The 24648-nt window shown below is 56.0% G+C and carries 21 protein-coding genes and 1 tRNA gene; 15 read left to right on the top strand and 7 right to left on the bottom strand.

From position 1 onward, the window contains the following. Positions 1-21 precede the first annotated feature (21 nt). The 11 genes from VF639_RS18915 (at position 22) to VF639_RS18965 (ending at position 15013) form a co-directional block, all read left to right on the top strand. Complete coding sequence (locus tag VF639_RS18915; protein ID WP_331147501.1) at positions 22-3147, top strand: phosphoribosylformylglycinamidine synthase subunit PurL; 3126 nt, start codon at positions 22-24, stop codon at positions 3145-3147. Positions 3148-3158: 11 nt separating this feature from the next. Next, positions 3159-4448, top strand: a complete 1290-nt coding sequence (locus VF639_RS18920; protein ID WP_331147502.1) for a phosphoribosylformylglycinamidine synthase subunit PurQ — start codon at positions 3159-3161, stop codon at positions 4446-4448. Positions 4449-4562: 114 nt separating this feature from the next. Further along, positions 4563-5963 (top strand): phosphoribosylaminoimidazolesuccinocarboxamide synthase, encoded by a 1401-nt coding sequence (locus VF639_RS18925; protein WP_331147503.1) that lies wholly within the window; start codon positions 4563-4565, stop codon positions 5961-5963. A gap of 13 nt (positions 5964-5976) precedes the next feature. Then, a complete protein-coding gene (locus tag VF639_RS18930; RefSeq protein ID WP_331147504.1) occupies positions 5977-6378 on the top strand; it encodes a nuclear transport factor 2 family protein in 402 nt (133 codons plus the stop codon). A 5-nt stretch (positions 6379-6383) separates the two neighbouring features. After that, a complete protein-coding gene (locus VF639_RS18935; protein ID WP_331147505.1) occupies positions 6384-6911 on the top strand; it encodes a GNAT family N-acetyltransferase in 528 nt (175 codons plus the stop codon). Then, a complete protein-coding gene (purD, locus tag VF639_RS18940; protein WP_331147506.1) occupies positions 6892-8184 on the top strand; it encodes a phosphoribosylamine--glycine ligase in 1293 nt (430 codons plus the stop codon). The genes VF639_RS18935 and purD overlap by 20 nt, the downstream gene beginning before the upstream one ends. After that, a complete protein-coding gene (gene purN, locus VF639_RS18945) occupies positions 8181-8909 on the top strand; it encodes a phosphoribosylglycinamide formyltransferase (protein WP_331147507.1) in 729 nt (242 codons plus the stop codon). The genes purD and purN overlap by 4 nt, the downstream gene beginning before the upstream one ends. A 91-nt stretch (positions 8910-9000) precedes the next feature. Beyond that, entirely contained in the window at positions 9001-10509 is a 1509-nt protein-coding gene (purF, locus tag VF639_RS18950) for an amidophosphoribosyltransferase (protein ID WP_331147508.1), read from the top strand. 137 nt (positions 10510-10646) lie between these two features. Continuing rightward, on the top strand, positions 10647-11750 hold the full coding sequence (locus tag VF639_RS18955) for an AIR synthase-related protein (protein WP_331147509.1): 1104 nt from the start codon (positions 10647-10649) through the stop codon (positions 11748-11750). Positions 11751-12496: 746 nt separating this feature from the next. Next, positions 12497-13549, top strand: coding sequence for an outer membrane beta-barrel protein (locus VF639_RS18960; protein ID WP_331147510.1), 1053 nt, complete (start codon positions 12497-12499; stop codon positions 13547-13549). A gap of 99 nt (positions 13550-13648) precedes the next feature. After that, a complete protein-coding gene (locus VF639_RS18965; RefSeq protein WP_331147511.1) occupies positions 13649-15013 on the top strand; it encodes an ammonium transporter in 1365 nt (454 codons plus the stop codon). Positions 15014-15196: 183 nt separating this feature from the next. Here the strand turns inward: VF639_RS18965 and VF639_RS18970 are convergent, their stop codons facing one another. Both VF639_RS18970 and VF639_RS18975 read right to left on the bottom strand, forming a co-directional pair. Further along, positions 15197-15748, bottom strand: coding sequence for a DUF4468 domain-containing protein (locus tag VF639_RS18970; protein ID WP_331147512.1), 552 nt, complete (start codon positions 15746-15748; stop codon positions 15197-15199). Positions 15749-16030: 282 nt separating this feature from the next. Continuing rightward, on the bottom strand, positions 16031-16246 hold the full coding sequence (locus VF639_RS18975) for a heavy-metal-associated domain-containing protein (RefSeq protein WP_331147513.1): 216 nt from the start codon (positions 16244-16246) through the stop codon (positions 16031-16033). A 199-nt stretch (positions 16247-16445) separates the two neighbouring features. Here VF639_RS18975 and VF639_RS18980 point away from each other — a divergent pair, with 199 nt between their 5' ends. Further along, positions 16446-16985, top strand: a complete 540-nt coding sequence (locus tag VF639_RS18980; protein WP_331147514.1) for a DUF4240 domain-containing protein — start codon at positions 16446-16448, stop codon at positions 16983-16985. Positions 16986-16990: 5 nt separating this feature from the next. On the opposite strand, the gene VF639_RS18985 is transcribed toward VF639_RS18980, so the two are convergent. Then, a complete protein-coding gene (locus VF639_RS18985; RefSeq protein WP_331147515.1) occupies positions 16991-18478 on the bottom strand; it encodes a nicotinate phosphoribosyltransferase in 1488 nt (495 codons plus the stop codon). Between the two features lie 157 nt (positions 18479-18635). On the opposite strand from VF639_RS18985, the gene VF639_RS18990 reads away from it, so the two are divergent. Further along, positions 18636-19973, top strand: coding sequence for a M20/M25/M40 family metallo-hydrolase (locus VF639_RS18990; protein ID WP_331147516.1), 1338 nt, complete (start codon positions 18636-18638; stop codon positions 19971-19973). A gap of 60 nt (positions 19974-20033) precedes the next feature. Next, the gene (locus VF639_RS18995; RefSeq protein WP_331147517.1) at positions 20034-20723 is read left to right on the top strand and encodes a DUF1345 domain-containing protein; all 690 of its coding nucleotides are present in this window, start codon (positions 20034-20036) and stop codon (positions 20721-20723) included. A gap of 275 nt (positions 20724-20998) precedes the next feature. Here VF639_RS18995 and VF639_RS19000 read toward each other — a convergent pair whose 3' ends face one another. Next, positions 20999-21370: a hypothetical protein gene (locus VF639_RS19000; RefSeq protein ID WP_331147518.1), complete on the bottom strand. Its 372-nt coding sequence runs from the start codon at positions 21368-21370 to the stop codon at positions 20999-21001. 418 nt (positions 21371-21788) lie between these two features. Here VF639_RS19000 and VF639_RS19005 point away from each other — a divergent pair, with 418 nt between their 5' ends. Further along, entirely contained in the window at positions 21789-22442 is a 654-nt protein-coding gene (locus tag VF639_RS19005) for a response regulator transcription factor (RefSeq protein WP_331147519.1), read from the top strand. A gap of 3 nt (positions 22443-22445) precedes the next feature. Here the strand turns inward: VF639_RS19005 and VF639_RS19010 are convergent, their stop codons facing one another. The 3 genes from VF639_RS19010 to VF639_RS19020 all read right to left on the bottom strand — a co-directional run bounded on the left by VF639_RS19010 (position 22446) and on the right by VF639_RS19020 (position 24468). Next, positions 22446-22805, bottom strand: coding sequence for a hypothetical protein (locus VF639_RS19010; protein WP_331147520.1), 360 nt, complete (start codon positions 22803-22805; stop codon positions 22446-22448). Between the two features lie 186 nt (positions 22806-22991). Next, positions 22992-23066: transfer RNA gene (locus tag VF639_RS19015), tRNA-Arg, on the bottom strand. Between the two features lie 154 nt (positions 23067-23220). Beyond that, positions 23221-24468, bottom strand: coding sequence for a Pycsar system effector family protein (locus VF639_RS19020; protein ID WP_331147521.1), 1248 nt, complete (start codon positions 24466-24468; stop codon positions 23221-23223). Positions 24469-24648: the final 180 nt, after the last annotated feature.

Below are 24648 nucleotides of genomic sequence, written 5' to 3' on the forward strand. Positions count from 1 at the left end.
ATAGATAACTCATTTCTCCTTTTGGACTCTACCCAAAGAACTATTCAGCTTCTGCTAAAGCCCGGCCAACATGATGGCGAGGGCCAACGTGTGGCAGAAGCTGCCCAACGCCACCTCGGCCTCACGACCGGCCGGGTGCAAAGCACCGCCCTTTACACGGTGCGCTACCCCGTAACCGACGAGCAGCTGCGCGACTTCGCGACCCACTGCCTGCAAGACCCGGTGCTGCACGATGTGGCGCTCGACGAGTTTCGCCACGACCCTACGTATAAGAGTTACATCCTGGTGGCCAAGCTGCCCGGCGTGACCGACGACGAAGGCATATCAGCACAGAACGCCCTCGGCGACTTCCTGAACCAGCCCCTCGATACGCACACGCAGCATATTTTCAGCAAACGGCTGTACTTCCTGGAACACGAGCTGCCCGAGAGTAGTTTGCGCCGCTTAGCCGAAGAGCTGCTCGGCAACAAGCTCATCAACCGCTTCGAAACCGGCCCCATAACCGACATCCGCGACTACACGCCGCGGCCCGGTGGTGGGGCCGAATCCATTACCAACCTCGTGCAACTCACCAACTTGGCGGACAGCGAGTTGGTGCAGCTGTCGAAAGACAACCTCTACGCCCTGAACCTAGAGGAAATGAGGGCGGTGCGCGACCATTACGTGGCCATTGCGCCCGAGCGCCAAGCCGCTGGCCTGCCCGCCGACCCTACCGACTGCGAGCTGGAAATCATTGCCCAAACCTGGTCGGAGCACTGCAAGCACAAGGAGTTCAGCGCCGTTATCAAGTATAAGGATGCTGACACCGGCGAAGCGCGTGAAATAGACGGCCTGTTCAAGACGTACATAAAGGATGCCACCTCCGAAGTGGACCGCCAGCTGCGGGCCAACGGCAACGACTGGCTGATTAAGGTGTTCTCCGACAACGCCGGCGCGGTGCGCATCAACCCCGAGTCGTTGTTTGTGTGGAAGGTGGAAACCCACAACTCGCCCTCGGCCATTGACCCGTATGGCGGGGCCATAACCGGTATTTTGGGCAACAACCGCGACCCGCTGGCTACCGGCATTGGGGGCGCGCGGCTGCTGTTCAACACCAACGTACTGTGCTTCGGCAACCCCGAGTTCAATGGCACGCTGCTCAGCAACCAGCTGCACCCGCGCCGCATTTTTGAAGGCGTGCGCAAAGGCATCGAGGACGGCGGCAACAAGTCGGGCGTACCGACGGTGAACGGCGCTATTGTGTTCGATGATCGGTATGCCGGCAAGCCGCTGGTGTATTGCGGCACTGGTGCCGTAATGCCAATGCAGCTAGCCGGGCTGGACTCGTGGGAAAAGAACATTGACGCGCAGGACCGCATCATCATGGCCGGTGGCCGGGTGGGCAAAGACGGTATCCACGGCGCGACTTTCTCTTCTATTGAGCTAGACGAAACCTCACCGGCTACGGCCGTGCAAATTGGCTCCCCGATTACGCAGAAGCTGGCCATGGATTTCCTGGTGCTGGCTACCCGCCGCGGCCTGATAAAGTGCAGCACCGACAACGGTGCGGGCGGCTTGTCTTCCTCTATCGGCGAGCTGGCCACCATCAGCGGCGGGGCCGTGGTGGAGCTGGAAAAGGTACCGCTGAAATATCCGGGGCTGCGGCCGTGGGAGATTTTCGTAAGTGAGTCGCAGGAGCGTTTCTCGCTGGCTGTGGAACCCGCTAAGCTGGACGAGCTGCTGGCGTTGGGCCGCGAAATGGAAGTGGAGCTGACTGATATCGGTTACTTCACCGCCGATGGCTACCTCGATGTGCGTTTCGATGGCGACTCGGTGGCCCGTTTGAACATGGAGTTTCTGCACAACGGTGTGCCGCGCAAAGTGCTGGAAGCCGAGTGGAAACGGCCGGAACTTCGGGAACCTGCCTCACCCCCCGGCCCCCTCTCCTTCAGAGAGGGGGAGCCAGTTCCGTTTGCGCTGTCGTCAGGCTCCCCCTCTCTGAAGGAGAGGGAGCCGGGGGGTGAGGCAACAAACTACACCGATGTTGTCACCCGTTTGCTCGGTAGCCTCAACATCTGCTCCCGCGAATCGGTGATTCGGCAGTACGACCACGAGGTGAAGGGCCGGACCATCATCAAACCGTTGATGGGTGCTACCGGTCAGGCGCCGCAAGATGCCGCCGTGGTGCGCTTCAACTTCGAGAGTTGGGAAGGCGTGGCCGTGAGCAACGGTATTCTGCCCCGCTTCGGTGATTTGGACGCCTACCATATGTCGGCCGGGGCTTTTGATGAAGCCGTGCGCCAGATTGTAGCGGTAGGTGGCAAACTGCCCAACCTGAGCTACGGCGACGGCAACTTCTGGTCGGTAAACGACAACTTCTGCGTACCCGATTCGGTGTACGACGCCACTACGAATCCCGATGGTAAGCTCAAGCTAGCCAAGCTGGTCCGGATGTGCGAAGCCCTGCGCGACGCCACGGCCGCTTACTGCATCCCGCTCACCTCGGGTAAGGATTCGATGAAGAACGACTTCAAGGCCGACGGCGTGAAAATCTCGGTGCCGCCAACCGTTCTGTATTCGATGACAGCCAAGATTGAAGACGTCCGCCATACCGTCACCTCCGACTTCAAGCAGGCCGACGACGTTGTCTATCTACTAGGTGAAACCTACGACGAGCTTGGAGGCTCGGAGTTCTACCAGCTTTTCGGCGAGCTAGGCGCCAACGTGCCGCAAGTGCGCTTCGATAAGGCCAAGGAACTCTACACCCTCATGGGCCAGGCCAACAACCAGCATCTCATCCAGTCCTGCCACGACCTGTCGGACGGCGGCTTGGCGGTGGCGCTGGCAGAAGCCACGTTCGGCCACGGCTACGGCGCCACGGTTGATTTGCCCGAAGGCTTGCCGGTGCACGTGCAGCTGTTCTCGGAGTCGCACTCCCGGTTTGTGGCCACGGTAGCGCCCGAAGATGTAGTGGCTTTCGAGCAGCACTTCGGCGCCCGCGCTACCCGTCTCGGGGTGGTAACGCCGGATGGTCAGCTTACGGTGCGCCACGCGGGGCAGCCAGTCATTGCGGCCCGCACCGCCGTGCTGCGCCACGAGTGGACCAACGGCCCGGTGAACCGCATCATTGGCTTCGGCCAGCCAGCAGGAGAGGGGGTGGCCCGATGAACGACCAACACATGAACGATACCAGCCAGAAAGTCCAAGCCCTGATTCTCACGGGCTTCGGCATCAACTGCGAAGAAGAATACGCTGCTGCCTACCGCTTGGCGGGCGCGGAAGCAACCATCGTGCATCTCAACCAAGTGCTGCACGGCCACGTCAGCATCCACGACTACGACATCCTAAATTTCCCCGGCGGCTTCTCGTTCGGCGACGACTTAGGTTCCGGTGTAGTACTGGCCAACAAGCTGCGCTACCGCAAAAACGCGGAAGGCCGTACGCTACTCGACGACATCAAGGATTTCATCGCCAACGGCAAGTTCGTGATGGGCATCTGCAACGGCTTCCAAGTGCTCGTGAAGCTCGGGCTGCTTCCCAACCTGAGCGGCACCGTGACCCCCGAAGTAACCCTAACGCACAACGCCTCGGGTCGCTATGAAGACCGGTGGGTGCGGCTGAAAGTCAACTCCAAGTCAAACACGCCTTTTCTCAAAGGCATCGAGTCGATGGAAGTACCCGTGCGCCACGGCGAAGGCCGCCTCATCATCTCCGGCACCGACACGCTGGCCCACATCCAAGAGCAAGCCCTCAACTGTCTGGCCTACACCGATTTCGACGGTTCGCCAACCGACGTGTACCCGCACAACCCTAACGGCGCCGATCTCAACTGTGCCGGCCTGACCGATACCACCGGCCAGGTGTTCGGGCTGATGCCGCACCCCGAGGCGTTCCTCTCCTTATATAACCACCCCGATTGGGCACGAAGGAAACGGGCGAATCCGGGGCTGAGTGAGGAAGGGGATGGGTTGAAATTGTTTAGGAATATTGTGGAGCACGTGGCATCGTTGCCTCACCCCCCGGCCCCCTCTCCTTCAGAGAGGGGGAGCCACGGCGGCGCTGACGAGGTAGGGCAGCCTTTGCATTTGACGGCGGATAAAAAGGGGTGGTTTAAAGGGCTGAAGGAGCATGGTGCGGAGATGCGTCGGAAGCCAACGCCCGCGGAGGACTTTTTATGGCAGCAACTGCGCGGTCGGCAGATGGATGGGTACAAGTTTCGTCGTCAGCATACGATCAAGCAGTTCATCGTTGACTTCATCTGTCTTGACAAACACTTGATAATAGAAGTCGATGGCAGAATACATAATGAGGTGGAACAGGCCGAGTACGACCAAGGCCGCACGCATCAGTTGCACGAGCTAGGATATCAGATTCTCCGCTTCAGCAACGAAGAAGTGATGTATCAAACCCCTCAAGTACTAGAGCGAATCTACCAAACCCTGGAATCAATAGAAACTACTCCCCGCTAACAGCCACCAACAGAAATCCAAAACGCCCGCTGTCGTCAGGCTCCCCCTCTCTGAAGGAGAGGGGGCCGGGGGGTGAGGCAAATCATCCGCACGACGCAACACCAATCATACAAAATGAACACCCTCAACCACTTCGCAACCCCTCAGCTCGAACTCCTGCACCGCGGCAAAGTCCGTGATTCGTACCGCGCCCCCTCGGGCGAGCGGCTCATCGTCGTCACCGACCGTTTGTCGGCCTTCGACTCGGTGCTGGAAACGCCGATTGCGCACAAAGGCGCGGTGCTGAATGGACTGGCCGCTTTCTGGTTCGACAAAACGCAGCACATCATTCCCAACCACGTTATCAGCCTGCTCGACCCCAACGTGACGCTGGCCAAGGAAGCCGAGCCGATTCGGGTGGAGATGATTGTGCGCAACTACATCACCGGCTCGATGCTGCGAGGCTACCTGAAAGGCCAGCGCGCCTTCTCGGGCGTAACCGTGCCCGACGGCCTGACCAAGCACCAGCAGTTCCCCGAGCCAATTGTAACACCTACTACGAAAGAGGAGTCGGACCGCGAAATCACGCCCGAGAATCTGGTGTCGGAGGGTTGGGTGTCGGCTGAGCTGTACGAGAAGATGCGGGTGAAGGCGCTGGAGCTGTTCAACTTCGCTTCGGCGTGGATGGCCGAGCGCGGCATCATCCTGGTGGATACCAAGTACGAATTCGGTTTGCTGAACGGCGAGCTGATTCTGATCGACGAAATTCACACGCCCGATTCGTCGCGGTTCTGGAGCGCCGAGGACTACGCCAAGAACCCGGAGACGGCCGAGCAGATGGACAAGGAGTACGTGCGCCAGTGGCTGATTGCCAACAAGGTAGACGGCCAATACCCCCGTGCCCTCACGCCCGAAGTATCGGCCGAAGCCAGCCGCCGCTACCTCGATATCTACGAGCGTATCACTGGCGCCCCGCTACCCACCGGCAACGAAACCACTACCGGCGGCGACGTCCGGGCCCGCCTCGTGGGCAACCTGGTGCGCGCCGGTATTATGAAGGATGCGTGGGTGAACATCGTTATGGGTTCACCAGCCGACAAGGAGCACTGCCTGAAAATCCGCTCGAACTTCGAGGCCTACAACCTCTTCACCCAACTGCGCGTGACTTCGGCCCACAAAAACGGCGAGGAAATAGCCGGTATGGCTGAGGTATGGAACAACTCGGTAGAGCCAGGCGTGATTATCGCCGTGGCCGGCCTCTCCAACGGCCTCGGTGGAGCCTTGGCCGCCAACGTGAACGTGCCCGTTATCAGCTGCCCGCCGTGGAAGGACTTTGCCGAGCTGACCGCCAACCTGAACTCGTCGGTTATCATGCCAAGCGCCACGCCGAACCTCACGGTAGTACGCCCCGATAATGCTGCCCAAGCCGCCGTGCGCGCCCTGAACCTGCCCCGTCTGCGTGAGCAGCTGAGCCAGGAAATTGCCGCCACCAAAGCTAAGCTACGTGCCGCTGACGCTGAGCTGCGGGTGCTTTAATAACGACTGTAAAATGGATTTGTCGCAGGCTCAATTGTTGGTAAACTCCTACATCGAAGGCTACAATGACTCTGATGTGGCGGGTATGTTAGCGTGCTTGCAGCCAGACATAATCTTTGAAAACATAGAAAACTCTAGGGTGACGCTTCGGCTTGATGGCAAAGCTGCTTTTGAAGACCAAGCTTCTAAATCGGTGGGGTGGTTTATGGAGCGTCATCAACAGGTTACAGCGTTTCGTTTTGAAGATGGTAGAGCTGAAGCTGATATAGATTACTTCGCAATTACGTCTGTCGATCTGCCGAAGTATGGTTTGAAAGCAGGTACCATACTTCAATTCACTAGCAAATCCATCTTTACCTTCCGCGACAACCTCATTGATTCCATTCAGGACATCAGTCAAGGCGCATCAAGCTAATCGAAATGAGCGAGTGGAAAGACACGTTGCAGGTGGAAGCCCAAGACTTGAAGGCCACAGGGCCTGTGACTCTGGCGCAGCTAGCCCGGCGTCTGGCTACCGCCGCGGATTTCGAGGTTACGCTAGCTATCAAGAAGCAGGCGCTTGGTCCTTATATAGAGCAGGTGTGGGGATGGGAGGACGAGTTTCAACGAGTGTTTCACGCCGAGAACTTCAAGCCTGACAGTACCACGTTGCTCCTGTATGAAGAGCGGGAAATCGGCCTTCTGGAAGCGGAAGAACAGCCCGACAGCTTTTTCATCCAAAGCCTATTGATTGTGCCTGAACTTCAGGGCAAAGGAATTGGCACCGCTCTTTTAAACGAGTTTATAACGAAGGCTTCGGCAGTCAATAAGCCTGTTCGTCTGGATGTGCTACAGGTAAATAAAAGTGCCTTGAAGCTTTACCAAAGACTTGGTTTCACGATAAGGGATACTACAGAACTGACTTTTCAATTGATTCTTTCAACACAACATGAAGTCAGCAACTCCTAAAACCATCGTACTCCTCGGCGGCGGGGCCCGTGAACACGCCATGGCGTGGAAGCTGACCCGCGACGGTGCCACGGTGCACGTACTGCCCGGCAACGGCGGCATCCCGAACAGCCACCCCGACATCAGCGACACCGATTTTCCAGCCGTGCAAAGCTTCTGCGAAGCGCACAACGTGAAGCTACTAGTGGTAGGGCCGGAGGCGCCGTTGGCAGCGGGCGTGACGGACTACTTTGCTGGCTCCGACATTCGCGTGTTTGGGCCGAGCCGGGCCGGGGCGGTGCTGGAAAGCTCCAAAGTGTGGAGCAAAAACTTCATGCGGCGGCACGGCGTAGCTACGGCGCTATCGTGGCAGTACCGGAGCGACAAGCTGGAAGAAGCTCGCGCCAAAGCTACCGAACTGGAAGGGCAAGTGGTGGTGAAGTACGACGGTCTGGCGGCGGGTAAGGGCGTGTATGTGTGTTCTTCGGTGGAAGAAGCCCACGCGGCCCTCGACGAGCTGGCCGCCTTGCACACCGGCTGGTTCAGCTTTCTGCTGGAAGAAAAACTGACCGGACCGGAAATCAGCATCATCGGAATTACCGACGGTAACCGGATCCGGCTGCTGGCGCCTTCGCAGGACCACAAGCAGCTGCTAGCCGGCGACAAAGGCCCCAACACCGGCGGCATGGGCGCCTACTGCCCCGTGCCTTTCGCCGACGACAACGTGCTGGCCGCTATCCGCACCGACATCGTAGACCCGACTTTGCTCGGTCTGCAAAGTGAGCCGTTCGATTTCAAAGGCTTCCTCTATTTCGGTGTCATGCTTTCGCCGCAGGGACCGAAGCTGCTGGAATATAACGTCCGCCTCGGCGACCCGGAAGCGGAAGTGCTGCTACCCGCTCTGGAAAGTAGCTTGCTCGAACTCATTGAAGCGACGCTTGATGGTAACCTGGCCCAAACCACCGTTTGGCAGCGGCCCGGCCATTATGTAGGTGTGGTGTTGGCCTCGGGTGGCTACCCAGCCGCGAAGTTCCCGACTGGTTTCCCCATCACCGGCCTCGACCAGTTGCACCCCAACATCCTCGCTTTCCACGGCGCCACCCGTCAGCAAGACGGCCAATTAGTAACCAGCGGCGGCCGGGTGCTGGTGCTGGTAGCCCACGGACAGGAGCTGGAAGAAGCGGTGCAGCTCGTCTACAGTGAAGTAGGAAAAGTTAACTTCCAAGATGCTTATATTCGGAGTGATATTGGCCAACGGCCCGCTCCCGAAATTGCCTTCAATCAAGTACGTTGAGCCAGTTACCGAATCATAGCGCCGCCTCACGGGACCCCTCCGGGGCCGGCCCCCTCTCCTTGAGAGAAGGGGAGCCAGTTCCGGCTGCATTACCGTCAGGCTTCCCCTCTCTGAAGGAGAGGGGGCCGGGGGGTGAGGCAAAGCGCCTGGCCATCCTGCTTTCGGGCCGGGGTTCCAACATGGTGGCCTTGGTGAAGGCAGTGCAACAAGGCGAGCTACACGGCCTGGCCGAAATTGCCGTCGTGTTCAGCAACAAGCCTGATGCACCCGGCCTGACCACCGCGGCAGACCTAGGTTGCCCAACGGCCAGCCTCACTGCCCAAGGCCTGAAGCGCCCCGACTACGACGCCGAGGTAGTGAAGCTTCTACTCACTTACCAGCCCGACTACGTGGTGCTGGCCGGCTATATGCGAATTCTGTCGCCGGTGTTTGTCCAAGCGTTTGCGGGGCGCATCCTTAACATTCATCCCGCGGATACGCATCAGCATCAAGGACTTCACGCTTACGAATGGGCATTTAATAACAGACTTGCGGAAACCAAAATCACGGTCCATATGGTTGATGAGGGCCTCGACACTGGCCCCATCCTGGCGCAGCGCACAGTGGATTTGCGCGGGGCCGATACATTGTCGGAAGTGGAGCGGCGCGGGCTGTTAGTGGAACATGAACTGTACGCCAACACGCTGGTCAAGCTACTTCGCAGCGAATTAAAAATTGAGAACTAGGAATTAACAATGGCCTGCTACTTCACCTCCCAAGCCTGCTTAAATCACTCAATTATTAATTCATAATTCATAATTTTTAATTGAAACTGCCATGTGCGGAATAGTAGGTTTTTACGGCCCCGATGACGTTGTTCAGGACATCGTGATTGGCCTTACCGCCCTCCAGCATCGGGGGCAGGATGCTGCGGGTATTGCCACCTTCGACGACAACTTCCATTTGCATAAAGGCAACGGGCTCATCAATGACGTGTTCAAACCCAAGCAGCTCAAGAAGCTGAAGGGCAACATCGGCATCGGGCACGCGCGCTACACCACCCAAGGCTCCGGGGATACCGAGCTGGCGCAACCGTTCACCACGAGCTACCCCTTCGGGTTGAGCATGGTGCACAACGGCAACGTCATCAACTTCCGGCAGGTAGCCAAGCTGATGCATGAGAAGTACCACGTGCTGCCCAAAACCAGCAACGACCTGGAGCTGATCATGTACACCTTCGCGTCGGAGCTGCGCCTCAAAAACCTCGACCGTCTTTCGGTGGTGGACATTTTCGATGCCGTGGAAACCACGCAGGAGTTGATTAAAGGCGCCTACGCTACCATCACCATCATTGCCGGCCACGGCTTGCTGGCCTTCAACGACCCATTGGGCATCCGGCCGTTGGTGATGGGCCGCCGTGAAACCCCGAAAGGCCCGGTCTACGCCTTTGCCTCGGAAAGCACCTGCTTCGACTACTTGGGTTTCGACTTTGTTAAGAACGTGGGGCCGGGGCAGGCGGTGTTCATTGATAACGACTACAAGGTTCACTACAAAAACCCGTATCAGCAGCCCAAAAACTTCTGCGTTTTCGAGCACATCTATTTTGCCCGTGAAGACTCCACTATTCATGGCCGTCTGGTGGCCCGGGAGCGGGTACGGTTGGGTAAAATGCTGGCCCGCAAGGTGATAGAGTCGGGTATTCAGCCGGATATGGTGATTGATGTGCCATCGTCGGGCTACTTTGCGGCGTCGGGTTTGGCCGAGGCTATTGGGGTGCCGTATCGGCGGGCGTTGGTGAAAAACAACCACATGGGGCGGTCCTTCATCGTGAGTAGCCAGGCTGGCCGCGAGGATGTGGTGAAGAAGAAGCTGAACCCCATCCGCGAGTTTGTGGAAGGCAAGAAAGTGGCGGTAGTCGACGACAGCATCGTGCGCGGCACCACCTCCCGGCGTATCGTGCGGATTCTGCGGGAGGCCGGCGCCAAGGAGGTATACTTTATTTCCAGCGCCCCGCCCATCGTGAGCCCCTGCATCTACGGCATCGATATGGCCATGAGCACCGAGCTGATTGCCGCCAACTACACCGAGCAGGAAATCTGCCAGTTCATTGAAGCTGATCGGGTTATCTACCAGTCGCTGGATGATTTGCAGGAGCTATTCGCGGAAGACAAGGGCCATGGCGGCAGCTGCTTCGCCTGCTTCACCGGCAACTACCCCACCGGCGACGTAACCAAGTACCTGCGCCACATCCAGGAGGAGCGCCAGAGCCACCGCCACGACAAGAAACATAGTCCCGACGCGCTGCCATCGGTAAGCGCCAAAGCCCCGGAGCCAACTGAACATTAACGGAGGAGCTAGGAGATAGAAGCTAGGAGTTAGAATTGTTTTTGCGGGCTCCTTGGCAAGTGCAAACCAATCCCAATGCTTCAATCATTATTCTCTTGTTTCTGTCTCCTCGCTCCTAGCTCCTAACTCCTATCCATATGTCCTCTACCATCAAAGAAACCGCCGGCTATTCCATTGAAGAAGGCAATGCTGCCTCCAAGAATGCATACCATTGGGCGCAGAAAACCTTCAGTACCCGCGCTGGCAAGCCAGGCGAGCCGGCTCAGGATTTAGCCGGGGGCTTCTCCAATGAAATCCGGTTTGGCAGTGAGCGGCTGGGGATTGGCTCCGATGGTATTGGGACCAAGATTGAAGTGGCCGAGCGCACCGACCGCTACGACACGCTGGGCTACGACCTGATTGCTATGGTGGCCGACGACTTGGTGGTGGCGGGCTTCATCCCCACCAACCTGTCGAATATCATCGACGTGAACACGCTCAACTACGAGGTGGTGGATGAGTTGATGCGCGGCTTGCACGACGCGGCGCAGTTCAGCCAGATTGCCGTAACGGGCGGCGAAATTGCCGAGCTAGGCAACCGGATCGGCGGCTACCCCGGCGCCCGCATGAACTTCAACTGGTGCTCGACGGCCGTGGGGGTATTGCACCCTAGCCTGGAGCGCCCGTTGAGCGGCGCTAACGTGCGCGCCGGGCAGGCCGTGGTGGCGCTTCGCTCGCCTTCGTTCCGATCCAACGGCTATTCCCTGGCGCGCCGCGCCCTCACCAAAGCCTTCGGCGAAGCCTGGCACACAGCTTCCTACACTGGTTCTGATGCAACTGAAATGGGTGATACCTGGGGGGAAGTGATGCTGGCTCCCTCGCTCATCTTCGCGCCCGGTGTGGGAGCGGTGCTCGACGCGGGCCTGCCGCTGCATGCTGCCGCGCACATCACCGGCGGTGGCATTGCCGATAACTTCAAGCGCGTCCTCAAAAACGGTGTGGGCGCCGAGCTAACCAATCTATTCGAGCCACTGCCTGCCATGCAGCAATTAGCCGAGCTGGCCGGTATCACACCCAAGGAGGCCTACCTTTACTGGAACATGGGCAACGGCATGCTGCTTGTTACAGAGGAAGCGCAGGCCGAAGTCGTAGCAACTCAGCTCCAAGCCGCTGGCTACCAAGCCCAAGTAGCCGGCCGCATTACCGCCGAGCCCGGCGTCCGCTTGCGAGTAGGAGCTGGCGAGTTGAGCTATGAGGGCTGACACTGCAACGCGATAAAACGCTGAGTGGTGAAGTCTCAGCCAAGGTTAAGCTATTGCAGGTATAGATAAGAGCACCTGCTACACCGGTTGTGAGACTATAACACATCAGCTACGACTAGCAAGCAATAAACAAAGCCCGGCATCCATATGGATGCCGGGCTTTGTCTTTTATAGCCATGAACTGCCGGTACTACTTCTAGCATCTGTCGACGAGAGCTTAAGACAGAAGCTATGAGTTCTAAGCGGAACAGTGTGACATGCATAATAAATGAGTTAAAGGCGTATCAGATTTTAGGGCAGTTTTTGGTTTTAATTGTAAAATTTAGCCTAATAGACCTAAAATTTCATAGGTATATGCTGAATTTAATGTGATGTTTGTATATATTGCCCTTGAAATAAAGGGGAATAGTGAAATGTGTTGTACAACCTGCTGTTGTTTTAGCTGCTTTATTCTATTAGCCGCTCAAGCTTAGCAGCAGCGCTGATACTTCTAGCTGACAACTAGAGACGACAGCCACCGACTCACAACCCACGCCTAAGTGAGTCAACCAAAAAAGCGTTTTCAAGGAGAGTAATAAGTGTGCTTCCCCACCTAAATGCGCGGTGTAGTAGAAAGACCAACAACTACGCCTGCTGCTATTTTTTCGGGGAGTAATGATGAAAAGTACCACGCCCGCATGAGTGGCCTATGCCGGTATGCCCATTCGCGCTACACTTTGCCATTAATCACTCATAACCCCATAAGTATGCTGCTTTTTACTGCCGCTGTTGCTTTATGCGCACCGCTTACTGCCGAGCCGGGAGATTCCGTCAAGACCTCGCCGTTCAAAATATCCGGTTACGCTGACGCTTATTACCGGTACAATTTCAATAACCCTGGCGAGGCCCCTTACAACAACCTAACAAGCTTCACCAATAGCCACAAGTCGTTTGAGTTAGGCATGATTTCGGTGAAGGCCGAGCACACCATTGGGAAAGTAGGACTGGTAGCTGACCTTGGTTTCGGGCGGCGGGCTGAAGAGTTTTCTTACAATGACAGCAACACGCGCTTTGCCATCAAGCAGCTGTATATAACGTATTCGCCGACGGCCAAAATCAAGATAACCGGTGGTAGCTGGGCCACGCATATTGGGTACGAATCGGTTGATCCATACCTGAATCGTAATTACAGCATGAGCTATATGTTCTCGTATGGCCCCTTCTTTCACACCGGTATCAAGGCTGATTTCGGGCTCGGCGACAAAACCACCTTGATGGTGGGTCTAGCCAACCCAACCGACCTGAAAAGCGCCAGCAGTATGCCTAAAACCGTTATTGCGCAGCTAGCCACCGGCTCGTCCGACGATAAAGTGAAGGCGTATTTCAACTACCAAGGGGGCGCGCAACACGATTCGTTGCGTGTGCAGCAAGGCGATGTTGTGCTGACCTACGCCCTATCGAGCCAGTTGAGCTTCTCCTACAACGGTACCATGCAGTACCGGCAGTTTCGGAGCGAAACCGGCTGGGGCGACTACCAGGCGTGGTGGGGCAGTGCCTTGTACGTCAACCTCGACCCCGTGCCTTGGTTCGGAATGACGCTGCGCGGCGAGTATCTAGGCGATAAAAAAGCAGTTTTGGGCTTCAATGGGAGTGTGTTTGAGTCCACGCTCTCCTCGAATTTCAAGATTGATAATCTGACGATTATACCCGAGTTGCGCCTGGATAATGGCGACGTAGAGTCCGGTTTATTTATCAATAAGTCGGGCAGTATCAAGAAAACCACGGTGAGTGCTTTGCTGGCCGCCGTTTACAAATTCTAACTGGCATACGCTGTAACTGCTTGCTTGACAACAGCTAACACCGGTTATACATTTCACTTCACCTGAAAAGACTGTAGCATTTTACCCAACTCATTGACCATGGAAAAGTCATTGCCATCAAAATTCAATTACGGGACGCTGGCACTCATCGTCTTATTTATTCTGGGAGGGGTAGCGGCGTTTGTAAAAGTAGAACACCCTACGGCCGCGCCGAACACCATCAATGGTGCTGACGTGGCCTGGATGCTGACGGCCTCGGCCTTCGTGCTGCTCATGACGCCCGGCTTGTCGTTCTTCTACGGCGGAATGGTGCGGCCTAAGAACTTGATTTCCACAATGCTGCAAAGCTTTGTGGCCTTGGGCGTTATATCCTTGGTGTGGTATTTTGTGGGCTTCTCGCTGGCCTACGGCAACTCAATTGGGGGCTTCATTGGCGACCCGCGGACCTTCCTGCTGTTGAAAGACGTGGGCACGGCTACGCACCCCACGTTGTCGCCGACTATTCCGCTGGTTCTGTTCTTTGCCTTTCAGCTCAAATTTGCCATTATCACGCCAGCACTCATTACTGGTTCGTTTGCCGAGCGGGTACGTTTCAAAGGCTACCTGGCTTTTATTATCCTGTTCTGCTTGTTTATCTACTGCCCGCTGGCCCACTGGACCTGGCATCCCGATGGCTTTCTGCGCAAGTGGGGCGTACTCGACTTTGCGGGCGGTACCGTGGTACACATTTCGGCCGGGGTAGCGGCTTTGGTGGGCGCCCTGGTATTGGGTCCGCGCAAAACGCACCGGGGCCAATCTTTCTCTACGCCTAACGTGCCTTTCGTGCTGCTTGGCACGGGCTTGCTGTGGTTTGGCTGGTTTGGCTTCAACGCGGGCTCGGCCTTGGGCGCCAACGAAATGGCTTCCCTTTCCTTTGTGAATACCAACTTGGCGTCGGCCGCGGCGCTGGTGGCTTGGATGCTGCTGGAAGTGTCGCGGGGCGGCAAGCCTACGGCCATGGGGGCTTGCATTGGAGCCGTAGTTGGCTTGGTGGCCATTACGCCCGCTGCGGGCTACGTTGACTACGGGCAGAGCATCCTCATCGGGGTGGTAGGTTCGGCCGTCAGCTTTTTAGGGGTAAACTGGAAAAACAACCGCACCGGCATCGACGACACGCTGGATGTATTTCCCTGCCACGGCCTGGGCGGTATCGTAGGGATGCTGTTGACGGGCGTTTTCGCCGCTAAAGTGGGCTTGGTAAATGGCACGGCTACGGTCTTCAATTACCACTTGCTCGGCTTGGCCATCGTTATTGCCTACACCGCTACCGTGTCGTGGGTGCTGCTGAAAGTAACCGATGCCCTGTTTGGCCTGCGTGTGAAAGAAGCCGACGAAGAGCTAGGCCTCGACTTGAGCCAGCACGAGGAGTCCACCTACCACGTAGACGAGGAATTCGAGAAGACGTACCGCAAGGAGCTGGTGTAGCCAAACGGCAGGCCCATTTGCTAACTGGTTTTTAGTCGGCAAAGGGCACTGAAGCTGGCGTGTAAGCAGACGGCCACTTGTGGGCTAGCCTAACCAGACAATTCCATCACCAACAAACTTAGCTCCTAACACAAAGCCAGCATTCCATCCGGGGTGCTGGCTTTGTGTGTTTGATTGGAACGGCTACAGCTGAGTTGTCAAACGGGCGGGCTTGCCTTGCATGGCTAGATTGAGGCTAGCCAGTACTGCCCGCAGGCGGGTGTCAACTTCAGTAAGCTTTTTGTCTCGGCTCTTGCGAGGCCTGGTGTATACAAGCGCCTCAATGGGAACAGTTTGCGGAGTAGGGGAGCTGTATTTGCCTTCGCGCGGGTTTTGAGGTTGGGTGCGCGTGATATTGTCGAGCTGATAGGTGTAGCTTCCGTCTTCAACGGACACCGCGAGCTGAAATCCGAAAGACTCTTGCCCTTGCTTGATGCGTCCCCGAAACTGTAGGGCGCCGGTTTCAGGATGAATTTGACGGATGGAAGCTTTGTAGACGGGTGTTATCTGTGAAACCCACTGCTGTGCCCGCGAAAAAAGCTGGTCTTTGGTGGTGTCGGTTACGGGTACTACGGCGGAGTAAACGGCTCGGTTGGTTGTTGGGGAAAGGGGGAGGGGGGAGAAGTTAAAGGGCGTCTGTTGGGCACTTGCCGCGCTGCCTAGCAGCAACAGCAAGAAGGTGAGGTACACTTTCATGGGTGGGTGGGAATAAGGGGCGGGAGATAGCCTGCATACAAGGATTTATCGGGATGTATAGCATTTTACGCACGGTCAGAACGGATGTCTATTCAAAGCTACTGATTTCACTTATCCACCGACTCCACCCATCCACGCCACTACCTGGCACAGGTACCCGGAGCGGCCCTAGATGAATATTTAGTGACTGATCCGTAGTTAGTTATAAGCCATGGTTCAACAAAAAGCGGTCTGGCAGTTACCGAAGTAACCACCAGACCGCTCTTACACAAGCGCGCAAGCTTATTTCGTCACCGGCTCGATATCGAAGCCCGCTTGTGCCACGGCTTTCATGACCAATTCTGGAATGACGTTTTCGCCTTCCACCGTCAGCACTTTGTCGGGGTTGTTGGTGTCCACGTTCCACTTTTTTACGCTGGCTTCGGCGTCGAGAAAAGGTGTAACAGCGCGCAAACAGTTGGCGCAGTTGATGCTGGTTTTGAATTGTAAGGCTGGCATGATCGAGTACTGGTTGAAGCCAGCTGCACGGGAAGCAGCCAGCGGTGTAAGAGGTGTTGCTATAACAGCGAAAGCGCATCAAAAGTACCGGCAAAAGCGAGGCTGGTAGGTACAGGCTTTGGTTGCTGAAGTGTAGAGTTTTGGTGTACTTTACTGCCAGCAGTTACAACGTATAGTTTAGTTTGATACTATCGAAAAAGTGGATAAGGATGAATTTTGGTGGTTGATTGACACAGCCAAAGAAAAGTCAGAAGGCAACCAGCAACTACAGGAGCAACTACTTATTAGCAGCTTAACGGAGTGCTTACTTAGTGAAATAGTGGAGTTTGAGTGTATCCTTCGCGAATATTTGATTGAGGCAGATGATTTTAAGGTTGTCGCCGCACAAAAAATTATTGATGGATACGTGATAGATGATCCTTACCTGTACTTCCGTTGCTGGCTAGTTGGGCAAGGGCAGAAGGTATTCATAGATGCTCTCCATGACCCTGATACACTGGCTGACATCTTGGAAGAACCATACCAGGACTTCGAAGAACTGCTTTATGTTGCCACCGCGGCCTACGAACAACGCACAGGTAAGCAAGAAGATGACGATAAAGACAATGCCTTTCCTAGAGGAGTAGCCTCTACTCGTGGGCTGGATTACGACTTTGGTTCTGCCACCAAAGGAGATGACTGGACCGAAGACCAGCTGCCAACCATGTTTCCAAAGCTGTGGGCTAAGTTCAACGAATAGCTGCTTTAGGCCGGCCGCAGCGGCCGTTTCTCCAGAATCAGGTTCATGCGGAAAGTGTTGAGGCTTTCCTCCAGGCCCACCGGGTAAGTGTGCGGGTTTAGGAAGCGGCGGATGCTCGGGTCGAGGCTCTGCACTTCGCGTTGGGCGTGGGCGCGACTTTCGGCCAGGGTGGGCAGGTCGAGTACGCGGCGGCCCTGGCGGAACACCGGCTCCAGCAGCTCCCGGAAATGGGTGGAGCGGATAGGGCGGCGGCGCGTTGGGTCCAGCGGGTCGATGATGGTGAGTAACTCGGGAAGGGGCTCGGTGGTGTTGTAGAGCATGTCGGCGCGGGGGTGGCCTTTCTCGCTGAGGTAGCGGCGCACTTGCAGGATGCCGGGGATGCTGGTTTTGGCGAGCTGCTCGGAGAGCTTGAGAGTGAAGTCCCAACCCGAACCGTCGGCCGTGCGCATGGCCGCTAGCTTGTACACGCCCCCCAGAGCTGCTTGGTTGTAGGCCGTAACGAGCTGTGTGCCAATGCCCCACGTGTCGATGCGGGCGCCTTGTAGCTTGAGGCTGGTGATGAGGTTTTCTTCGAGGTCGTTGCTGGCCACGATGCGGGTTTTGGGGAAGCCTGCTTCATCAAGCAAAGCGCGGGCTTCGCGGCTCAGGTAAGCCAAGTCGCCCGAGTCGAGGCGGATGCCGCCTAGCTCGTGGCCGTTGGCGCGCATTTGGCGGGCCACGCTGATGGCATGGCGCACGCCTTCGAGCGTGTCGTAGGTGTCTACCAGAAACACCGAATCGTCGGGGAAGGCCTGGGCGTAGGCGGCAAAGGCAGTCGGCTCGTCTTCGAAGGCCATTACCCAACTGTGGGCGTGGGTGCCCTTCACCGGAATGCCGTAGCGCATGCCGGCCAACACATTGGAAGTAGCATCAACGCCGCCTAGGTACGCGGCCCGGCTGGCTCCTAAGCCCCCGTCAAAGCCCTGCGCCCGGCGCAAGCCAAACTCCAGCACCTGGTCGGTGGGGCCGGCGGCTTCGCGGATGCGGGTGGCTTTGGTGGCAATCAGGGTTTGGAAATTGACCAGCGTCAGTAAGGCCGTCTCCAGCAGTTGCGCCTGCAACAGCGGCCCCTGTACCCGAATCAGCGGCTCGTTGCCGAACACCACCGTGCCTTCGGCAATGGCTTCTACGTCGCAGGTAAACTTCAGCTCGCGCAGATATTGCAGGAAGTCGGCGGGAAACATAGCAGCACCCTTGCTGCCTTTCAAGCTGCCGAGGTAGGCAAGGTCATCTTCCGAAAAACTGAAATTCTCCATCCAATCGACGGCCAGCGCAAGGCCGGCGGCTACGGCATAGCCGCCCTGAAACGGCGTTTTGCGGAAGTAGAGGTGAAACACGGCTTCCCGATCCTGCATGCCCTGTTGCCAGTAGCCATAAGCCATGGTGAGCTGATAAAGGTCGGTAACGAGGCTGAGTGAGGGCGCGTAGAGGCCCGAAAGGGGAGCAGGATTCATGGGCAGAAAAAACAAGTAGTGCCCCAAGGTACGGGGAGTAACTATATTGGTGCGTAGCTGTTGCGGTTGCAACGTAAACGGGCGTCCGTCTGCTGTCGAATCAACCCGTGGCAGACGGGAGGATACCTGTCAAATCAAGGCTACAACTTCCTGCGCTATGAAACACTTTTTGATGCTCCTGGTTTGGGCAGGTCTGGTACCTGCAGCATCCGGGCAGGGGCAGTTGGCCAAGGTTAGCATCTCGGGCGCCACCGTCGAGCGAGTCGAGAAAACGTTGTCGGCCGATGCCATGCAGGGCCGCGCCCTCACCACCAATGCGGCGCAGGCCGCCAAGTTTTTGGCCACCGAGTTCAAGCGGATTGGGCTGAAGCCCTTGCCGGGGCAAACCTCGTTCGGGCAGACGTTCAAGGTGTATGAAACCCGAACGGTACAGGTGCAGGCCGTGCTCAACAAAGTGCCGGTAGCTTCGGAAAACGTGCTGCTGCTCTCCGGCCAGCCCCAGTTGCGCTGGACCAACAGCCTGCCCAACGCGCCGCGCGTGGTACGAGTAGGACCGACTGCCGATTTCCGGAAAGAAGTGATGCCCTTACTTGAAACGAAAGAGAACCTGCTCGTCCTCCTCGACCCGGCCCACGCCGAACGGTTTCGGGCTCAGGCGCTACGCTTCAAGCAAAACGGGCGTTTCAACCTCGGCCCGCCTAGTTCCACGTCGGTGGTACTGGTGTTGTTGCCGGCGGCCTTGCCCGCTGCCGTAACATATCAGGTAGAAGGCACCACCCGCATCAAAGAGCTGGAAGCGCAGAACGTGGTGGGCATCTTGCCGGGCCAGGACAAAGCCAAGGCCCCCGAGCAAGTCGTCTTTTCTGCCCACTACGACCACATCGGGATTCAACCAGCCGTGGCTGGCGACTCTATTGCCAACGGCGCCAACGACAATGCCAGTGGCACGGCCGCCGTGGTAGCCCTGGCGGAATATTATGCGCAGCAAAAAAGCAATGCGCGGACCCTGGTGTTTGTGGCTTTCACGGCCGAGGAAGTAGGCAGCCTAGGCGCTCAGTATTTCTGCCAACAGCTCGACACCAAGCAAATAGTAGCGGGGTTCAACCTGGAAATGCTTGGCCAACGCGCTAAATTTGGGCCCGGTACCGCCTTTATCACGGGCTTCGACAAGTCCGACTTAGGCGCCATTCTGCAACGCAACCTGCGGGGCACGCCGTTTCGGTTTGAGCCCGACCCATACCCCGAGCTGAGCCTGTTCTACCAGTCCGACAATGCTGCACTGGCCCTGACTGGCATTCCGGCGCACACCATTAGTACCGCCCAGCTGCCCACTGATAAGTTTTATCACTCCGTCGATGATGAAATGCAAACCCTGGACCTAGCCAATCTGTGTACCATCGTCGAGGCCGTGGCGCGCAGTGCCAGCAGTATCATTAGCGGCCAGGATACGCCCACGCGCATAGCCACCGACGCGGTTGCGGGGCCTACCAAGTAGATGCCCTGGTTGAAAGTTCAGCTTGAAATTCCTCAGCTTACCTATTCGGTTGGTTGCCGCATGTCTTCCCATCCTACTTCGCCTAAGCTGACCCTGCAACACCGCATAGGCCTGCTACCTACCTGGCTGCGGCTGTCGTTGGGGTTGGTACCGGCGGTGGCGGCATTCCTGTTGAGTCCCGTTGCCTGGCACCCCATGACGCGGCTTATCCTGGCTTGGGACTTCTTCTCGCTTACGGCCTTGGGTTTGGCTTGGAGCATTTTTATGAGTGCCGAAGTAACGCACATCCGGCGTATTGTGGCCCGCGAAGACCCTGGCCGCCGCCTCGTGTTTGCTTTTGTGCTGGTGGCGGCTAGCAGCAGCTTGTTGGCAGTCGTGTTTCTGCTCTCGTCGGTGCATGCTACCACGGGCTATATGCGCTATCTGCACGTAGGTTTGGCTATTGCGGGCGTGCTTTCAAGCTGGCTGCTGGTGCACACCATGTTCACGCTCCGTTACGCGCATATTTTCTACGGCGCAGGCAATGGCTGGCCTGAGGGTGGGCTGGATTTTCCTGGCGGCGAAAAGGAGCCTGACTATTTCGACTTCGCCTACTTCTCGTTTGTGGTGGGCATGACCGCCCAAACGGCCGATATCAGTATCTCCGGCCAGAAGCTACGGCGGCTGGCGTTGCTCCATGGCTTACTTTCGTTCGGCTTCAATACGGTGGTAGTGGCCCTCACTATAAGCGGCCTATCCGTGCTCATCTAGCCGTTGCGCAGAACAGCTCTATCTCGCCGAAGCTGCCTTTAAATAACCCGGCTTCATCTGCTGGTTGAATACGTAAACAAACAGCATCAACCGCCACAGCAAGTATGACTATTTCTCTGGAGAGAAGCTCTACAGTAGCCGTGCAAATAGTGAGTTACTAGAAGCTAACAGCGGGACAGTACAAATTTTGTAAGGCCACCAATTTCTAACAGGCAACAACGAGCTTTTACCAACCCCTAGCAGGGACTTTCGAAGGCTTAACCGTATAAGCTGCGCTATGCCGCTGACAGCTGGCGGGTAGCGTGCAGGTTGCGGCAGTATAAAGAGGCATCGAGCAGCGTTGCGAGTACGAGCGGCTGCGAGGAGGGCGGTAGCTGGAGTATTGCTTGCTGGAGCCCGTCTTCTAAATGACACAATATCAGCTGAATGTGCTGATGGCGGAGCCTAATGTAAAAGTCGCTCAGCAGCTTGATTATTGCTTGCGAGGGCTGATGAAGCTCACTGCAATCCACCCACACGTTATTTTTGCCACTCCCTCCGGCCCGTTGCAAAGCCCGGTGTAGTGCTTCTGGTTCGGCGCTGTGCTCCTCATCCGTCAGAATTAATAAGTAGCTGTCCGGCAGAATCTCGCGGTATACGTTCATCATGGCAACAAACTGAAAAATCAATTCAGGAAAGCCTTTGAAAGACGATAAAGTGGTTTTGTGAGCTCTGAGAAAGGATTGAACCGACAATTACTTACTCTGCTAGTGCCTTCTCAATTCTCCCCTTCACTTCTTTGGCACACTTCCCACTACTATCGTAAAGCTAATATATTGCAAATAGCTTAGAGTACAGTTAAATACGTAATCTAACTAGGTGATTAATACTTATTTAATCTGCCCGATCTAAGAACTAAACGAAACATAACGGAGGTTTGGTATCAATCTGCTCGAAAAGAACGTATAGCCTTAGCCTGTTGGTCAAGACTGCTTCGTATCTGTCCGAAGCGTCTTCTCGGGTAGTGCAGTTACTGTTGCACGTACCACGGGTTCAACCGTTTCTTTGTTCTTTTTTCTGGCCGCTATGATTCGAGTTTTGCTAACCGACGACCACACCATTCTGCGCGACGGCATTCGGGCCTTACTGAGTGTGCAGCCTGATTTGGAGGTGGTAGGCGAAGCTAGCAACGGGCAGGAACTGCTGGACTTGCTGACTACTACGCCCACTGATGTGGTGCTGATGGACATCAACATGCCCGTCATGGATGGCTTTGCTACCATGGAACATCTGCGCGAGCAGTACCCCGAAGTGCGGGTATTGGTACTGTCCATGCTCAACCACGAAAACTACGTGCACCGCATGATAGAAGCTGGTGCCACCGGTTACGTGCTCAAAAACGCCGACATCGCCGAAATTACCTATGGCATCCGGACGGTGGCGAGTGGCCGGCCGTTCTTGTGCACGGAAATTGGGATGGATATGCTCTTTAAAACCGTACGCAACACAACCTCGCCTATCGATACCGCACGCCCTCGGTCAGGTGACTTATCGAAACGGGAGCTGGAAGTGCTACGGCTTATATCGGAAGGCATGACCAATGCCGAAATAGCCGACAAGCTGTTTACCAGCAAGCGCACCATCGAGACGCACCGCCAGAATATAATCGAGAAAACGCAGGCCAAGAATACGGCGGCGCTTATCAAGTATGCTGTTTCTAATGGTCTGCTCGGCGAATAGCTGCTAGAGTGCTGGCAGTTCACCCACTAATACCTCGCTAGGACAAGTGCCTGGCGCGTACTCTAGCTGTTGCCCTAGTCGCTCTACGGCTGATTGAAAGGATTCCTTGGCAGTTGGGAACCCCAACATTGATTCAGCAGGGTGGTGGTAATTGCGGTAGCCAGCATGAGGCATTGTTAGCTGCGCTACTAATGTGGTTGCTTCGTGTTCGGAAATAGAAGTGGGGCTACCACGCCAGAGCGGCTGATAGCCGGGCTCTTGTGCTAGTTCGTTGTGCTTGAAGTAGAGCGGTATCCCGTCGGGCACGGCATACAGGTACACCCGACGACCTTGTGGTGTCGGGCTCAAGAAGAGGGATTCCATTACGTAAATTAAAGTTGCAAAGGGTATTGGTATGGCACTCAGGGCGTAAACCATCTACGAGGGGACGCAGAAGACTGGTTTTGATTATACAAATCTGATATAAATATTATAATAGCCAAATTAATTATTTTAAATATAAGATTAATACAAAAAAATACCCTCTCTGCTTCAGGCAAAGAGGGTGGCTGGTAGCCCCGGCGAGAATCGAACTCACATCTAAAGTTTAGGAAACCCTTATTCTATCCGTTGAACTACGGGGCCAGTAAGTGTAAGGCAAAGGTACGTCGAATCGGAAGATGACCCAAGCCAGAAGTTAGGGAGTAAGCAAAAGCAAAGGGGGAGTAGAGTGGGTAGCTATGCACAGAGCCACCCACTCTACTCCCCCTTTTATCATAAAGCTCTCGTTTCAAAAACTTTACATTTTGTAAAGCAGCGCAATACCAAACGAGAGCGAGGTCAGGATCAAACCCACCATGAAGATGGTGTAGCTGATGCGCAGGAGCCGGTATTTACGGGTTAGCACGTCACCGAGGTAGTAGATGTCGGTTACCATGTTGGTGTACAAGGCCTCTTTGTCGCTCATGATCTGGTTCATTCCGGAGTGGAACGAGTCGAGGCTAAGCTTGCTGAAGTTGCCGAAGAAGAGCAGGTTCACGCGGCGGTTGGTGGCAATCTGGGGGCTTTTCTTCAGCCATTTAAAGCTGGTAACGTCGGGCTGCGCGCACAGAATAGCCGTCACGACCGAGCCCAAAGCCGTAGCCAGCAGCAAGCCGATCGGGATGGTAAGCACCGGGTTGTTGACGATGGTGGGGCTGAGTACTCCCGACTTGGTACCGGCCTTGGCCCCGAGGTAAGTAATGATAACCGAAAGCAGCACCGCGTTCAAGCTAATCATCATGTTGGCTTTCTTGTCGGCCATGTCCGAAAGCTTCATGTGGTTGCTGTACATGGTCCGGAACATGGTTTCGACGCCGCGCTTGGGCTCGGCGAACGTACCAGTGGCTTCTTCCTCCTTCTTTTTCTTCTTTTTCTCGGTTTTCTTGAGCAGGTCGCGTTGCTCTTTCACGTTAGCCTTGAACTGCTCCTGGTACCGGGCCTTGGCCGCTGGCGTCAGAAACTTGGCCGACGATAGAAAGTCGAGTTGCGACTCGGCCCATTCCACATTGGAGTAGGTTTTGCCCAGCGTGGTTTCCCACTCGGCACGCAGCAACTCGGCGTTGGCAAAAAACTCCTCGCGGCCCATGCCGCTCATGTCGGCGTCTTTGAGCAACTGTTGCAACTCGGTTTCGCACACTTCGTTGCGGTGCGTGCCCCGAATCGTGTCTTTGATTATTTGAATGCGCGGTTCGGGGTAGCCTTGCTGGCGCAGCCAGTTTTCGGCCAACGCCATACTGCGGTATTCGTGACCGTCGTTAATTTCAATGTAGCCGGTATCGTGAAACCAGGCGGCCAGCAACAGCGCCTCCTGGTCGGGGGTGTCCAGGCCTGAGTCTTCGCCGAGGGTGCGCGCCTCTTTCACTACCGAAATAGTATGCTTCAGAGAATGATAAACGAGCTGAGGTGGAAGCTTCTCTTCCATCAGCTTGGTGACAAAGGCTTTCGCCTGCTTTAATATTTCAGATCGTTCGGCCTTAGCCGGTTGGAGCGTTATAGTAGGTTCCATTTCAAGGGCGGGGAGTGAGCGGCGGTAACGGGGCAGCAGCCCTAACCGACTTTGAACGCGAATTGTACATGGAGGTTTTTATACGGTTATCTCAACCGTGCATCATACGTTTGCGTAGGGCAGGCATTCCTGGCTTGCTGAAGCCTGTCCTGAGGCAGCCGTTTCAGTAAGTTACTCGTA

It is taken from the genome of Hymenobacter sp. (genome assembly GCF_036387835.1).
Lineage (GTDB): Bacteria > Bacteroidota > Bacteroidia > Cytophagales > Hymenobacteraceae > Hymenobacter.